Here is a 13540-nt window from a genome sequence, read left to right as displayed (position 1 = left end):
AATTTTAGACCTGAAGGAGGATACTTCGGAGCTTTTCTGAATCCTTTTCCTCTTGGAGTATTCCTCTGTCGTGGACCTGTTTGTCAACCCTTGAAGGCTGTAGCTTGGAGATTATGTAGTCCATAGCCCTGTAGGCCTTTGAGGGGTCTCCGCAGGTGTAAACGTCAACGGTTGCTATGCCGTGTTCGGGCCAGGTGTGAATTGAGATGTGGGATTCCGCAAGGAGGATAACTCCCGTGGCTCCGTGGGGCTGGAACTGGTAGTAATGGGAGGAGATTTTTGTTAGGTTTGCGTACTTGACAGCTCCCTCCAGAACTTCTCTGATATCTTCAACTCTGTCAATCTTATCCGCTTCAACTCCGTAAAGGTCCGCTAGGATATGCAGTCCGAGGGTCTTTGCCATTTCATATCCTCCCTTGAGAAGTTTTTAAAGAGCTTTGCAAAAGCTACATGTCGCATAATTGCCTCCTTAGGCAAAATAACAGTATAATACAAGAACTGTGAAAAAAAAAGATTAATTTACTTGAGACCTACCCAGTCCATTGTTAAGAATGCGATATTTAATATACTGGGGGATATATCGGGGCTCAGGTTTCTTGACCTATTTGCGGGAACGGGACAGATAGGTCTGGAAGCGGAAAGGAGAGGGGCAGATGTTGTCTTCGTTGAGAAGAACAGAAAGCTTGCGGAAGAGATAAAAAAGAAAACGAAAAAAGGTAAAGTTGTCGTCGGAGATGCCCTCAGTTTCCTGAGAAGGACGAAGGAAAAATTTCACGTGATATTTGCGGACCCTCCCTACGCTTACGACAAGTATGATGAGCTGATAAGGCTTGCCCTCTCAAGGCTTGAGGAGGGTGGCGTTTTCATACTTGAGCACGACAAGAGAAAGAGCTTTAACGCACCCGAAGAGAGGAGATACGGTGATACAGTATTATCAATATGGGTAAAAGAGTAGTTTATCCCGGAACCTTTGACCCTCCCCACTTCGGGCATCTCGACATAGTAAAGAGGAGTGTAAAGATTTTTGACGAGGTTATAGTCGCAATAGCTAAGAAGCCGAGGAAGTATCTCCTCTTTGACATAGAGGAAAGGGTTGAGATGTTCCAAAAGATGGTTGAGGATATTCCAAACGTAAAAGTTAAGAGCTTTGACTGTCTCCTTGTTGATTTCCTCAAAAGAGAAGGGGTAAACGTAATCGTGAGGGGAGTGAGACTCTTTACCGACTTTGAGTATGAACTCCAGATAGCCCTTACCAATTACAGGCTTGCGGGTGTTGAAACCATATTCATGATGCCCTCTCAGGAGTATATACACATAAGCTCAACGATTGTAAGGGATATAGCCTCTTACTGCGGGAAACTTGAGGAACTTACCCACCCCTTCGTTATAAAAAAACTGAGGGAGAAGTTCGGATGCTCTTAGTTTTCTTCCTGCTCTCCTTTCTTTTTGCAAAGGAGCTCTGTCTTGATTTTAATATTGACACAGAGGACTCTTATGTAAACAAAAGAATAGCCCAATACGTTGAGAGATTTGCCCTTGAGTCGGGATTTGAGCTTAGTTGCTCCGAAAAATCCCTTAACCTGTCTGTGAGCGCTTCCTTTTCCGAAAGGAGTGTTGCAATTTCTCCGAAGCAAAGGGTATCAACATACCTTTTTAGCCTAAGCATAAGGATAGGGAGCGAAAGTTTCTCAACGAGCGTCCCCTACTCCCTTCCCTCCGGTGCCCTTGGAGAGCTCCCAAGGAGGAAAGCCCTTGAGGAGGCAATTCAGAGGCTAAAGCTACCGATAATTAAATACTTCACCGAGCTTTACGCTGGAAAGAGAGAGCCTTAAGATTTCCTTTATGAATGCGATTGAGGAGATAAAGAAAGTAATCCCCCAAGTGGAGAGATACGTAAAGCAGAGAATGAATGAGTTTGAGAGGCTTGGGAGAGAAGGAAAAACCCACTTTGATTTCCGTCCCTTTCTGGACATAGACTACGATGCAGGGATATTCTCGGAGCTCTGCTTCTGCATACTTACCGCAAATTCCTCAGCAACCCTCGGTATAAAGATACAGGCGAGCCTTGGAGACGAGGGATTTATGAATAAATCGGAGGAGGAGCTTACTCAAATTCTTTCCTCCTTCGGGCACAGGTATGCCCAGCAGAGGGCCCGGAGAATAGTTGAGGCGAGGGAGAAGTTCGGAGAGGTTTTATCCCTGATAAGGAGAGAGAAAAACCCGAAGGTAATAAGGGAGCTTCTCGCGGACCCAAAATCAAGATACAAGATAAAAGGTTTCGGCTACAAGGAGGCCTCCCACTTCCTCAGGAATATAGGCTTCAAGGACGTTGCCATAATAGACAGGCATATATCAAGGTTCCTTATGGAGAAGGGATTCCTGAGACAGGTAAAAACCATTACACGGAAGGTTTACCTTGAGGCTGAGAAAGCCCTTGAGGGCTTTGCAAGGGAGCTCGGCCTTACCCTCGGCGAGCTTGACCTTTACATCTTTTACATAAAAACGAAAAAAGTTTTGAAATGAAAAAAGGTTCAGGCTATATTTTTTCTCTTATTAATAGGAGGAGGCTATGGAGAAGGAACTCCTTGAGAAATGCAAAAAGAGACTCTTAGAGGAAAAGGCAAAGATACTTGAGAGATACCTTGAGAAGGAGGAAACCCAGCAGAGGCTCGGGGAGGAGTCAAGGGAGCCAAGAGACTGGGAAGACATAGGCCAGATAACCTACACGGAAGAGCTTCTTGATAACCTCTCACAGGTTGAGATGGCAACCCTCAAAGAGATAGACTACGCCCTTGAGAAGATAGAAAAGGGCGTTTACGGGATATGCGAGAGGTGCGGGGAGGAGATACCCGAACCCAGACTCTGTGCGATACCCTGGACCAGATACTGCGCGAAGTGCGCTGAAGAAGTAGAGAAGGAAAGCGGAACGTACATGCCCTCTTACGGCATTGATATGTATAATCCCGAGAACATACAGGTGGAAAGGGAAGACATAGGGGAGGCATGATAGAATACTCCCTATGCTCTGGAAGAAATCCCTGACTGAACTGAGGGAGCTCCTGAAAAAGGGAGAGGTATCCCCTAAAGAGGTTATTGAGAGCTTTTACGATAGATTCAATCAGACCGAGGATAAGGTAAGGGCATACATAACACCCCTTTACGAAAAAGCCTTAAGAGAGGCGGTAAGCCTCAAAGGTAAGGAAAAACCCCTTTACGGAATTCCGGTTGCGGTAAAGGACAACATTCTCGTTGAGGGAGAAAGAACCACCTGTGCTTCAAAGATTCTTGAGAACTTTGTAGCCCCTTACGATGCAACCGTTATAAAGAGATTAAAGGAGGCTGGAGCCCTCATAGTGGGAAAGACTAACCTTGACGAGTTTGCCATGGGCTCCTCAACCGAGTATTCTGCCTTCTTCCCCACGAGAAACCCGTGGGATACGGAGAGAGTTCCCGGTGGTTCTTCGGGGGGTTCCGCGGTTGCGGTTTCCGTTCTATCCGCACCCGTTTCCCTCGGTTCGGATACGGGGGGCTCAATAAGACAGCCCGCAAGTTTCTGCGGTGTTATAGGTATTAAACCCACCTACGGAAGAGTATCAAGATACGGGCTCGTTGCCTTTGCAAGCTCCCTTGACCAGATAGGCGTTTTCGGCAGGAGAACTGAAGACGTTGCTATCACCCTTGAGGTGATAAGCGGATGGGATGAGATGGACAGCACCTCCGCAAGGAAACCCGTCCCCAGGTGGAGCGAGGAGGTAAAGAAGGAAGTAAAAAAACTCAAGGTAGGAATACCAAAGGAGTTCTTTGAGTTTGAACTTCAAAGGGAGGTAAAGGAAGCCTTTGAAGACTTTATAAAGGAGCTTGAAAAGGAAGGTTTTGAAATCCTTGAGGTCTCCCTGCCCCACGTAAAGTATGCTATACCCGCCTACTACATAGTTGCACCCTCCGAGGCCTCCTCAAACCTCGCGAGGTATGATGGAGTAAGATACGGCCACAGGGCTAAGGAATACGGGGACATAATTGAGATGTACTCAAAAACGAGGGATGAGGGATTCGGGCCCGAAGTGAAGAGAAGGATAATGCTCGGGACTTTTGCCCTTTCCGCAGGTTATTATGATGCATATTACCTGAAAGCCCAGAAAGTCAGAAGGCTTATATACGAGGACTTCATGAAGGCCTTTGAGAAAGTTGATGTAATAGCCTCACCGACTACACCGACGCTTCCCTTCAAGTTCGGGGAAAGAACCAAAAACCCAATAGAGATGTATCTATCCGATATACTCACCGTGCCCGTAAACCTCGCAGGCCTTCCGGCCCTATCTATGCCAATAGCGTGGAAGAACAACCTCCCCGTAGGGGGACAGCTCATAGGAAGACCCTGGGACGAGACGACTATACTAAGGGTTTCCTACCTCTGGGAACAGAAGTTTAAACACTACGAGAAGATACCCCTTTCCTAAATGTATAACCACCTTCTTGGTGTATCCTTTGCCCTCCTTTCCGCATTCTTCTGGGCTACGAACGATATATTTAATAAAAGGCTCCTTGATGAGGGATACGACGAGAACTTTATCCTCTGGGTGAGGTTTCCCCTCGGGGCTCTACTCCTTTTTCCCCTCGGCGTTCTCAACTGGGAGTTTAATAAAACCGTTCTTCTCACAACCTTCCTTTGGCTTCCCCTTGAGATATTCGCATCAATATTCTTCATAAGGGCTATAAAGTATTCTCCCCTATCGGTTGCTATGCCCTTCTTCACTACTATGCCCGTTTTCTCCGCGGTGGGAGGCTGGGTTATACTCGGTGAGGAGCTTGACCTGAAGGGATGGCTCGGTATAGCCCTTATATTTTACGGAAGCCTTAAACTTGCACAAGGAGACCTGAAATCCTTTTTAAGGATAAACAGGGGAGTCCTTTACGCCCTTGCCTCCTCTTTCCTTTTCGGTATAAACGTCGTTATAGGAAAGATAGCAGTTGTAAACAGCAATCCCCTTTTCTTTTCCTGGTATTACTGCCTCGTTATGAGTTTTGCACTCCTTCCCTTTGTGAAGAAATTTCCCCCCTTAAAGACTTTGAAAAGGTATGAGTTTCCCCTTCTCGGAGTCCTTTTCTCCCTCGGTATGGTTACCTATACCTACGCATACCTGTTTACTTACGCCTCTTACGTTTCCGCGGTTGAGAGGCTCTCAATAATCCTTGATGTAATTTACGGAAAGTTCTTCTTCGGTGAGAGAACTCAGAACGCCCTCAGGGCAAGCCTTATTATGGTGCTGGGAGCTTTACTCCTGAGCCTCTGAGAAGCTCAACAATCGTTTTTATCTTCTCCTTAACTTCTTCTTCTTCTTTACCAACAACGTTTATGTGTCCGACCTTTCTCCTCGGTCTTGCCTTCTTTCCGTACCAGTATAACTTCGTTCCCTCTATCGACAGTATTTCCTTTAAGGGTATCTCGGATATATCCTTTCCGAGGATATTAACCATTCCCGAAGGTGTTTTCATCTCGGTTGAACCTAAAGGTAAATCAGTCAATGCCCTTAAGAGATTCTCAAACTGAGAGGTATAAGCCCCGTCAAGAGTCCAGTGTCCCGTATTGTGAACCCTCGGTGCAAACTCGTTTATGAGAACTCCGTTTTTTAAAAGAAAGAACTCAACGGTAAAAACACCGACGTAGTTTAATTCTTCCATAAGCCTTTTCGTTATCTCTTCCGCTTCTCTTACGTATACAAAGGGAACGTAGTTGTAAAGGAGGATTCCACTTTCGTGCTTATTGAAAGGTTGGGGGTAAAAGAGAACATCACCCTCCCTGTTCCTTACACCTATGCAGGAAATCTCCGCATCAAACTCTATAAACTCCTCAACGACGAACCACTCATCCCTTCCGTGATTCTTTATAACCTCGTTTATATCCTCCTTTTTCTCTATTCTGTACTGCCCCTTCCCGTCGTATCCCAACTTTTCCGCTTTCACAACCGCGGGTAAACCTATCTCCTCAATAGCTTCGTATAGCTCGTCTCTCTTTACGACCTCAAACCTCGGGACTGGGAAACCCTTCTCCTTCAAAAATTTCTTTTCCCTTTTCCTGCTTTTCTTTATAAAAAGGGCTTCCGAATTTAGGAGTTTATCCCCGACCCTTTCTATTATCTCGTCCCTAATGTGTTCAAACTCGTAGGTTATCACGTCGCACCTTTTATAGAACTCCTCAAGCTCGCTTGACCTGAAGCACCCGTCAGCAATCCTGCAGGCGGGAGCGTCCTCCTTATCCTCAAGGACGTAAAAGGTATACCCGAGTTTTCTCCCCTCAAGGATTGTCATCCAGCCGAGCTGGCCACCTCCCAGTATGCCAACCTTAAACATGCTCAGCTTCCCCTTTTAGCCTTTATTCTCCTGAGCTCCTTCATAAAGGCCTCAAGAGCTTTCTTTTCCTCATCCCTGTAGAAAAACTCCTTCTGAATTGCGTAATCCCAGTTAACCTTCTTCCCATCAAACCAGGGCCCGTCAAGGCATGCGAGTTTTTCCTCTCCCTCAACGAGAACCCTGCAGGCGAGACAAAGCCCATTTGCATCAAGTATATGGGCGTTAACCATAGCGATGTGGTTCAGCCCCTTTTCCTTTGCAACTTCGCAGACCATCTGGGAATCTATATTGCTTCCCGCACTCACGACGAGGTCGGGTTTAGGAAAGTTCTCAAGGAAAAACCTGAGTGCCCATTCCGTATTTCCTTCCTCTCCAAGGGAACCATCTTCCGTAAAGAGAAGAAACTCCTCCGAGATTTCCGAAGCCTCTTCCGTAAGAAAAACCTTTTCCTCGTTCTCGCCCACATGTATGAAGTAAACCTCGTTATTCTTCTCTTTAAGGGCCTTTCCCACGTTTATTAGGGGAGCAATGCCCCAGTTCTTTGAAACCAGTAAAACCCTTCCGTATTCCTTAACGGGGAAGGGAGAACCACAAGGGGCCTCTATGAAATTAAATCCCTCTTCAAGGAGCTCTGTTATCTCAAGGGTAGCCCTTCCTACAGCCTCAACGAGGAAGGTGTAGGAGTTTTCCTTAACGTGAAGAAAAGAAAGGGGAATGGGCTCGGAGTCCTCCTTGAACTGAACGAGGGCGTACTGACCAGGCTTTACGAGTTTAGCCCTCTCGTCCTCAACCTCAATGAGAACCGCGGAAGGTGTAAGCCTTTCCTTTTTTAGAACCCTGTACATCAGCCACCTACCTTCATAATGTACTCAAGACAGGTTCTCACACCGAATCCCGTTCCGCCCTTCGTGTAATAGGCGTAATCCTCCTTAGACCATGCGGGACCCGCTATATCAAGGTGAACCCACTTTATACCTTCCCCTACGAACTCCTCAAGGAACATCGCAGCGGTTATAGCTCCCCCGTATCTTCCGCCCGTGTTCAGAACGTCCGCAACGGTGTTCTTAATCTTCTTCCTTAATCTCTCGTCGTCCATCGGAAGCTCCCACACCCTCTCACCCGTTCTCTTGGCTATCTCCTTTATCTCCTCCGCAAAGTCGGGAGCGTTCGTAAAGAGTCCTGCGGTATACTCACCGAGGGCAACCATACAGGCACCCGTGAGCGTAGCCATGTCTATAATCTTGTCGGGCTTTAGCTCGCTCGCGTAAGATAGGGAATCCGCCATCGTAACCCTTCCCTCCGCGTCCGTGTTATCTATCTCTATATACTTCCCGTTTTTTGCCCTTATCACGTCGTCGGGTCTGTATGCGTTTCCGTCGGGCATGTTTTCCGCAGCCGCAATAATTCCGTGAACCTCAACCTGTGGTTTTAGCTGTGCTACCGCTTTCATTATCCCGAGAACCGCACAGGCTCCGCTTTTGTCCATCTTCATATTCCTCATGTAATCCCCGGGCTTTATGTTAAGCCCTCCGCTGTCAAAGGTAAGCCCCTTACCAACAATGGCTATTCTCTCCTTCGCCTTTCCTTGAGGCCTGTAGGTGAGGTGTATGAACCTCGGAGGTGTTGCTGAGCCCTTTCCGACGGAGTATAGAGCCATCATACCCATTTCCTGGATTTCCTTCTCGTCGTAAATCCTGCACTCAAGCCCGTATTCCTCCGCGAGCCTTTTCGCCTCTTCCGAAAGAGTTACGGGATTTATCACGTTTCCGGGTTCGTTTACAAGATTCCTCGTATAGTTCTGGGCTTCCGCAAATATCCTTCCCTTCTCTATCCCCTTATCCTCTCCCCTGTATATGAGAACTTCCTTCACCTCAAAGCGGTCTTCCTTCTTGCTCTTGTACTTATCAAAGCTGTAGCTTCCGAGTATTGCACCCTCGGTGAGGGCTTTCGTTATCTCTTCGGGAAGGTCTCCCCTTCTCGGTGTAAGAACGAGCGTTGATTCCACTTTATCCTTTTTGAGCCTCTTTATAAGGTTAGCGGAAGCCCTTCTGTATGTATCTTCGCTCACCTTTTCCTTCTTTCCGATACCGACGAGATAAACCGCGTTAACCGATAAACCAACGGTTGGAACCTTTAAAATCTCCCCTTCCTTTCCCTTGAAGTCCTCAACCTCAAGAACCTTCTTCACTCTGTTCACAAGACCCTTCGAGAGCCTTCCGACGGGTCTCGTATCCCCTTCGTAAACCATAAGGGATATACTTTTTCCCTTGTAAGCCTTTATATCATCCCTATAGCTCTTCACTTCCATCTCTTCTCACCCCTTTATATACTATATACTTTAAATGCCTAAAAGAACCGACATAAAGAAGATACTGATAATTGGCTCGGGACCAATTGTAATAGGGCAGGCTGCGGAATTTGACTACTCGGGAACTCAGGCCTGTAAAGCTTTAAAACAGGAAGGATATGAGGTAGTTCTCGTTAACTCCAATCCCGCGACGATAATGACGGACCCGGAACTTGCGGACAGAACCTACATAGAGCCCCTCACCGCGGAAATACTTGAGGAGATAATAAAGGTTGAGAGACCCGATGCACTCCTTCCGACCCTCGGAGGACAGACGGGCTTAAACCTTGCGGTTGAGCTTTACGAGAGCGGTGTCCTTGAGAGATACGGAGTTGAGCTGATAGGCGCAAACTACGAGGCCATAAAGAAGGGAGAAGACAGGGAGCTTTTTAAAAAGGCCATGGAAAACATAGGCCTTAAGGTTCCCGAAAGCGCTATTGTCCGTTCAATGGAGGAAGGCCTAAAAGCCATAGAAAAAATTGGATTTCCCGTTATTCTCAGGCCCGCATTTACCCTCGGGGGAACGGGGAGTTCAATAGCCTACAACGTTGAGGAGTTTAAAGAGAAGCTGAAGGTAGCCCTTGAGACCTCTCCCATTCACGAGGTTCTTCTTGATAAATCCCTGATAGGATGGAAGGAGATAGAGTTTGAAGTTGTTAGGGATAAAGCGGACAACGTAATAATCGTTTGTGCCATAGAGAACCTTGACCCGATGGGCGTTCATACGGGCGATTCAATAACGGTAGCCCCTACCCAGACGTTAACCGATAAAGAGTATCAGATGCTTAGGGACGCTGCGATAGCTGTTATAAGGGAGGTGGGAGTTGATACGGGAGGCTCAAATATACAGTTCGCACTTTCTCCCGAAAGCGGTGAGTTTTACGTTATAGAGATGAATCCGAGAGTATCCCGCTCCTCCGCCTTAGCATCAAAGGCAACGGGATTTCCCATAGCGAAGGTAGCCGCAAAGCTCGCGGTAGGCTACACCCTTGACGAGCTTAAGAACGATATAACGAAGTTCACACCAGCTTCCTTTGAGCCCTCAATAGACTACGTCGTTGTAAAGATTCCGAGGTTTGACTTTGCGAAGTTCCCCGAAGCGGACAGAACCCTAACAACGATGATGAAATCCGTCGGGGAGGTTATGGCCATAGGAAGAACCTTTAAGGAGGCACTCCTGAAAGCCATAAGAAGCCTTGAGATAGACAGATACGGTCTTTCCTTCCCGAGACTTTCCGTTGATAAGATAGACCTTGAGAGAAACCTCATAAACCCCAATCCCGACAGGCTATGGTATATTGCGGAGGCGATAAGGAGGGGATACACGATAGACGAGATTTACGAGTTCACGAAGATAGACAGGTGGTTCTTATACAACATAGAAGAGATAGTGAGGTTTGAGAAAATAATTGAGAGTGAAGAGCTCACACCCGAGCTTCTGAGAAGGGCAAAAGAGCTGGGATACTCGGATAACGAGATAGCAAGGATAAAAGGAAAAAAAGAAGAGGAGATAAGGGAGCTGAGGAAGTCCTACGGGATAAAGCCCTCATTCAAAGGCGTTGATACCTGTGCCGGTGAGTTCGTCGCCTACACTCCCTATTACTACTCCTCTTACGAAAGACCCTACTACACCGCGGAGGGAAAGGAAGTCCTTGATGAGGATTAAAAAATTTATCTACGCTCTACCGGAGGAGGATTTTTATAACCTTGTTTACGAGAAATCCCTTCCCGTTGAAGTAATCAAAAGAGAAAAAGGACAGGTTATCTTCGCCCTTTACCGGGAGATTGAGGATTTAAAACCCCTGGAGGTTCAGGAAATTAAGGAGGACTGGGAGCGTTGGAGGGAAAGGTTTAAACCCATTGAGGTTAACGATTTCGTAATACTACCCCCGTGGAAGAGAGCCGTTTACATAAAGCCCGGCATGGCCTTCGGGACCGGACTTCACCCTACAACGAGACTCTGTATAAAAGCTCTTAAAAAACATTTAAACGAGGGGATGAGCGTTCTTGATGTTGGAACAGGAAGCGGAATACTCGCAATCATCTCAAAGATGCTCGGAGCTTCCTATGTCCTCGGAATAGACGTTAGCGATGATGCGATAAGGGAGTGCGAAGAAAACGCAAAGCTTAACGGAGTTGAGATAAATTGCTTTAAGGCTGAACCGAGGGACATAAAGGAAAACTTTGACCTCGTTGTTGCAAACCTTGAGATAAAGATTTTCAGGGGGGTTCTAAAGGATATAAAACCTAAGTTCAGAAAGGTTGGGATATTCTCGGGATTGTATAGGGAAGAGGACTTAAAGGAGTTTGAAAAGCTTTTAGGTATGGGCTTTTACGAGGTTCTTGAGGAAGAGAACTGGTATTGTGTGGTTGTAAAAAAATAAAGAAAGGAGAAAGGGAGGAGATTACTCCTCAAGGGTTGAAACGTCTCCGACGTCAAGACCGAGTTCTTCCGCCTTTAGTATTCTCCTCATTATCTTTCCGCTTCTCGTCTTGGGAAGCTTTTCCCTGAACTCAATCTCGTCGGGAACCGCTATCGGACCGAGCTCGTTTCTTACGTGGAGCTTCAGCTCTTCAACGAGCTTTTCGGAAGGCTCAACACCTTTCTTCAGAACAACGAAAGCCTTTATGCTTTCCCCTTTAACCTCGTGGGGCTTTCCTATAACCGCCGCTTCCGCTACCGCGGGGTGGCTAACGAGCGCGCTCTCAACTTCCATCGTTCCTATCCTGTGTCCTGCAACGTTTATGACGTCGTCCGCCCTTCCGAGAATCATTATGTATCCTTCCTCGTCGTAAGAAGCGAGATCTCCCGCAAAGTAAACCCCCTTAATCGTGTTCCAGTATTTCTCGTATCTTTCAGGTTCTCCCCAGCAAGTTCTCAGCATAGAAGGCCAGGGAGATTTTATAACGAGGAATCCTACCGTATTCGGGGGAACCTTATTTCCGTCCTTATCAACAACCTCTGGTTCTATCGTAAAGAAGGGCTTTCCGGCCTTTCCGGGCTTTGCCGGGTAAGAAGGAATAGTCGTTATCATATGGGCTCCCGTCTCGGTCTGCCACCAGGTATCAACGATTACGCACTTCTCCCTTCCTATGTATTTGTAATACCAGAGCCATGCCTCGGGATTTATGGGCTCTCCGACCGAACCGAGAATCCTGAGTGAGGAGAGGTCATACTTCATCGGCCACTCTTCCCCGTATCTCATGAACATCCTTATGGCTGTGGGAGCGGTGTAGAAAACGTTAACCCTGTATTTCTCTATGTATCTCCACCACCTTCCGGGGTCGGGATAATCGGGAGCTCCCTCCGTTATGACCGACGTAACACCGTTAGCGAGGATTCCGTAAACTATGTATGAGTGTCCCGTAATCCAGCCTATATCTGCGGTGCACCAGTATATATCGTCCTCGTGAAGGTCAAAAACTATCTTTGATGTGTAGTAGGTCTGAACCATATAACCGCCTGTGGTGTGAAGAACACCTTTCGGTTTGCCCGTCGTTCCTGAGGTGTAGAGAATGAATAAGGGGTCCTCCGCATCCATAACCTCGGGCTCGCACTCGGGGGAAGCATTCTTAACCATTTCGTTGAAGTCAACGAAGAGTTCTCCCTTCTCCTCAAGGGCATCCCCGTCCCTGTCCCAGACGACTACCTTCTCAACGAAGTCAAGCCCGTCTATAGCTCTTTCAACAACCGAGAGGAGGTCTATCTTCTTACCCCTTCTTTGAGTGTAGCTTGCGGTTACGACAACCTTTGCCTTTGCGTCCTCTATTCTCGTTCTGAGGGCACCCTCGGAGAATCCTGCAAAAACAACGCTGTGTATGGCACCTATTCTCGCACATGCGAGCATAGTAGCTATAGCCTCTATGGTCGTGGGCATGTATATGGAAACCCTGTCTCCCTTCTTAACACCGAGGGACTTTAATCCATTTGCTATCCTGTTTACGAGCTCAAGAAGTTCCCCGTATGTAATCTTTCTCTCGTTGTCGTTCTCGTCAACGTATATGTAAGCTACCTTATTCCTCTTTCCGTTCTTTACGTGCCTGTCAAGGCAGTTGTAGGTTATGTTCGTCTTGGCACCCACGAACCACTTTGCATAGGGGAAGTTCCACTCAAGAACCTTGTCCCACTTCTTGAACCAGTGAAGCTCTTCAGCAACCTTTGCCCAGAAGCCTTCCCTGTCCTTGATGCTCTCCTCGTAAACCTTCTCGTAATCCTTAATCCAGGCCCTTTCTACGATTTCCTTGGGGGGATAATACTTCTCCTTGACTTTTAAAAGGACTTCGGACTTCTCTTCCGCCATTTTAACACCTCCTTTTTGAAATTAAATTTTAACAACTTTTCAATAAAAATCTACAGAAGGGAATTACAATAAAATTAAAAAGTTGTTTTAAGAATTTAAGGCAAAATCTCAAAATTTTAGAATATAAGCATAGCTTAAATTGATTGTTAAGAACATACCCCCTGAAATACACGTATTTTAAGGGATTACCCCAAATAAAACAACGTTTTAAAAAAGGGAATTTCTTGAATTCTTAACGGGAAAAATCTATCATTTATTGAAACATCGTTATAAGGAGGTGGATTATGGACAGAGAAAAGCTGGAAGCCTACCACAGGGCCAATATAACCGTTATAACGGTTCTCTTAATAATATGGGCTCTCGTCTCCTACGGAGGGGCTTTAATAGCCAAGGCACTTTTCAGCGCAAAGGCAACGATTTTCGGATTCCCCGCCCATTACTGGATAAGTGCCCAGCTTTCCGTAATCACCTTCGTTGTAGAGATTTTCGTTTACGCATGGATTATGAATAACCTTGACAAGAAATACGGAGTGGAGGAGTAAGC

General features: G+C 46.6%; 15 protein-coding genes. 10 read left to right on the top strand and 5 right to left on the bottom strand.

Going from position 1 to position 13540, the window contains the following annotated elements; genetic code table 11:
* Nucleotides 1–4 precede the first annotated feature (4 nt).
* Nucleotides 5–403, bottom strand: a complete 399-nt coding sequence (speD, locus tag ACYQZ0_RS07435; RefSeq protein ID WP_459775965.1) for an adenosylmethionine decarboxylase — start codon at nt 401–403, stop codon at nt 5–7.
* Nucleotides 404–523: 120 nt separating this feature from the next.
* Between speD and ACYQZ0_RS07430 the strand changes: the two genes are divergently transcribed.
* The 7 genes from ACYQZ0_RS07430 to ACYQZ0_RS07400 are packed head-to-tail and all read left to right on the top strand — an operon-like array spanning nt 524 to nt 5291.
* The gene (locus ACYQZ0_RS07430; RefSeq protein ID WP_459775964.1) at nt 524–955 is read left to right on the top strand and encodes an RsmD family RNA methyltransferase; all 432 of its coding nucleotides are present in this window, start codon (nt 524–526) and stop codon (nt 953–955) included.
* Complete coding sequence (coaD, locus tag ACYQZ0_RS07425; protein WP_459775963.1) at nt 940–1422, top strand: pantetheine-phosphate adenylyltransferase; 483 nt, start codon at nt 940–942, stop codon at nt 1420–1422. The genes ACYQZ0_RS07430 and coaD overlap by 16 nt, the downstream gene beginning before the upstream one ends.
* Nucleotides 1413–1832, top strand: coding sequence for a hypothetical protein (locus ACYQZ0_RS07420; RefSeq protein WP_459775962.1), 420 nt, complete (start codon nt 1413–1415; stop codon nt 1830–1832). The genes coaD and ACYQZ0_RS07420 overlap by 10 nt, the downstream gene beginning before the upstream one ends.
* A 10-nt stretch (nt 1833–1842) precedes the next feature.
* Nucleotides 1843–2523 carry an N-glycosylase/DNA lyase gene (locus ACYQZ0_RS07415; protein ID WP_459775961.1) on the top strand — a complete coding sequence of 227 codons (681 nt, stop codon included), beginning with the start codon at nt 1843–1845 and terminating at the stop codon, nt 2521–2523.
* Between the two features lie 46 nt (nt 2524–2569).
* Nucleotides 2570–3007: a TraR/DksA family transcriptional regulator gene (locus ACYQZ0_RS07410; RefSeq protein WP_459775960.1), complete on the top strand. Its 438-nt coding sequence runs from the start codon at nt 2570–2572 to the stop codon at nt 3005–3007.
* Between the two features lie 13 nt (nt 3008–3020).
* Nucleotides 3021–4457, top strand: a complete 1437-nt coding sequence (gene gatA / locus ACYQZ0_RS07405; RefSeq protein WP_459775959.1) for an Asp-tRNA(Asn)/Glu-tRNA(Gln) amidotransferase subunit GatA — start codon at nt 3021–3023, stop codon at nt 4455–4457.
* Nucleotides 4458–5291, top strand: a complete 834-nt coding sequence (locus ACYQZ0_RS07400; RefSeq protein ID WP_459775958.1) for a DMT family transporter — start codon at nt 4458–4460, stop codon at nt 5289–5291.
* On the opposite strand, the gene purK is transcribed toward ACYQZ0_RS07400, so the two are convergent.
* The 3 genes from purK to ACYQZ0_RS07385 are packed head-to-tail and all read right to left on the bottom strand — an operon-like array spanning nt 5257 to nt 8656.
* Nucleotides 5257–6348, bottom strand: coding sequence for a 5-(carboxyamino)imidazole ribonucleotide synthase (gene purK / locus ACYQZ0_RS07395; RefSeq protein WP_459775957.1), 1092 nt, complete (start codon nt 6346–6348; stop codon nt 5257–5259). The two genes, ACYQZ0_RS07400 and purK, sit on opposite strands and share 35 nt — an antisense overlap.
* A gap of 2 nt (nt 6349–6350) precedes the next feature.
* Nucleotides 6351–7193, bottom strand: coding sequence for an iron-sulfur cluster-binding protein (locus tag ACYQZ0_RS07390; protein WP_459775956.1), 843 nt, complete (start codon nt 7191–7193; stop codon nt 6351–6353).
* Nucleotides 7193–8656: a leucyl aminopeptidase gene (locus ACYQZ0_RS07385; RefSeq protein WP_459775955.1), complete on the bottom strand. Its 1464-nt coding sequence runs from the start codon at nt 8654–8656 to the stop codon at nt 7193–7195. The genes ACYQZ0_RS07390 and ACYQZ0_RS07385 overlap by 1 nt, the downstream gene beginning before the upstream one ends.
* 34 nt (nt 8657–8690) lie before the next feature.
* Between ACYQZ0_RS07385 and carB the strand changes: the two genes are divergently transcribed.
* The gene (gene carB / locus ACYQZ0_RS07380) at nt 8691–10361 is read left to right on the top strand and encodes a carbamoyl-phosphate synthase large subunit (protein ID WP_459775954.1); all 1671 of its coding nucleotides are present in this window, start codon (nt 8691–8693) and stop codon (nt 10359–10361) included.
* Complete coding sequence (locus tag ACYQZ0_RS07375) at nt 10351–11079, top strand: 50S ribosomal protein L11 methyltransferase (RefSeq protein ID WP_459775953.1); 729 nt, start codon at nt 10351–10353, stop codon at nt 11077–11079. Before carB ends, ACYQZ0_RS07375 begins: the two co-directional genes overlap by 11 nt.
* Nucleotides 11080–11100: 21 nt before the next feature.
* On the opposite strand, the gene acs is transcribed toward ACYQZ0_RS07375, so the two are convergent.
* Complete coding sequence (acs, locus tag ACYQZ0_RS07370) at nt 11101–12996, bottom strand: acetate--CoA ligase (protein ID WP_459775952.1); 1896 nt, start codon at nt 12994–12996, stop codon at nt 11101–11103.
* Between the two features lie 284 nt (nt 12997–13280).
* Here acs and ACYQZ0_RS07365 point away from each other — a divergent pair, with 284 nt between their 5' ends.
* Nucleotides 13281–13538: a DUF4212 domain-containing protein gene (locus ACYQZ0_RS07365; protein WP_459775951.1), complete on the top strand. Its 258-nt coding sequence runs from the start codon at nt 13281–13283 to the stop codon at nt 13536–13538.
* Nucleotides 13539–13540: the final 2 nt, after the last annotated feature.

Source organism: Aquifex pyrophilus (assembly GCF_054656935.1).
This window is presented reverse-complemented; position numbering and strand designations above follow the sequence as displayed.

Bases quoted from the DNA above. Each gene is read 5' to 3' on its own strand.
- speD (WP_459775965.1), bottom strand. From the start codon at position 403: ATGGCAAAGACCCTCGGACTGCATATCCTAGCGGACCTTTACGGAGTT.
- coaD (WP_459775963.1), top strand. From the start codon at position 940: ATGGGTAAAAGAGTAGTTTATCCCGGAACCTTTGACCCTCCCCACTTC.
- ACYQZ0_RS07420 (WP_459775962.1), top strand. From the start codon at position 1,413: ATGCTCTTAGTTTTCTTCCTGCTCTCCTTTCTTTTTGCAAAGGAGCTC.
- ACYQZ0_RS07415 (WP_459775961.1), top strand. From the start codon at position 1,843: ATGAATGCGATTGAGGAGATAAAGAAAGTAATCCCCCAAGTGGAGAGA.
- ACYQZ0_RS07410 (WP_459775960.1), top strand. From the start codon at position 2,570: ATGGAGAAGGAACTCCTTGAGAAATGCAAAAAGAGACTCTTAGAGGAA.
- gatA (WP_459775959.1), top strand. From the start codon at position 3,021: ATGCTCTGGAAGAAATCCCTGACTGAACTGAGGGAGCTCCTGAAAAAG.
- ACYQZ0_RS07400 (WP_459775958.1), top strand. From the start codon at position 4,458: ATGTATAACCACCTTCTTGGTGTATCCTTTGCCCTCCTTTCCGCATTC.
- purK (WP_459775957.1), bottom strand. From the start codon at position 6,348: ATGTTTAAGGTTGGCATACTGGGAGGTGGCCAGCTCGGCTGGATGACA.
- ACYQZ0_RS07390 (WP_459775956.1), bottom strand. From the start codon at position 7,193: ATGTACAGGGTTCTAAAAAAGGAAAGGCTTACACCTTCCGCGGTTCTC.
- ACYQZ0_RS07385 (WP_459775955.1), bottom strand. From the start codon at position 8,656: ATGGAAGTGAAGAGCTATAGGGATGATATAAAGGCTTACAAGGGAAAA.
- carB (WP_459775954.1), top strand. From the start codon at position 8,691: ATGCCTAAAAGAACCGACATAAAGAAGATACTGATAATTGGCTCGGGA.
- ACYQZ0_RS07375 (WP_459775953.1), top strand. From the start codon at position 10,351: ATGAGGATTAAAAAATTTATCTACGCTCTACCGGAGGAGGATTTTTAT.
- acs (WP_459775952.1), bottom strand. From the start codon at position 12,996: ATGGCGGAAGAGAAGTCCGAAGTCCTTTTAAAAGTCAAGGAGAAGTAT.
- ACYQZ0_RS07365 (WP_459775951.1), top strand. From the start codon at position 13,281: ATGGACAGAGAAAAGCTGGAAGCCTACCACAGGGCCAATATAACCGTT.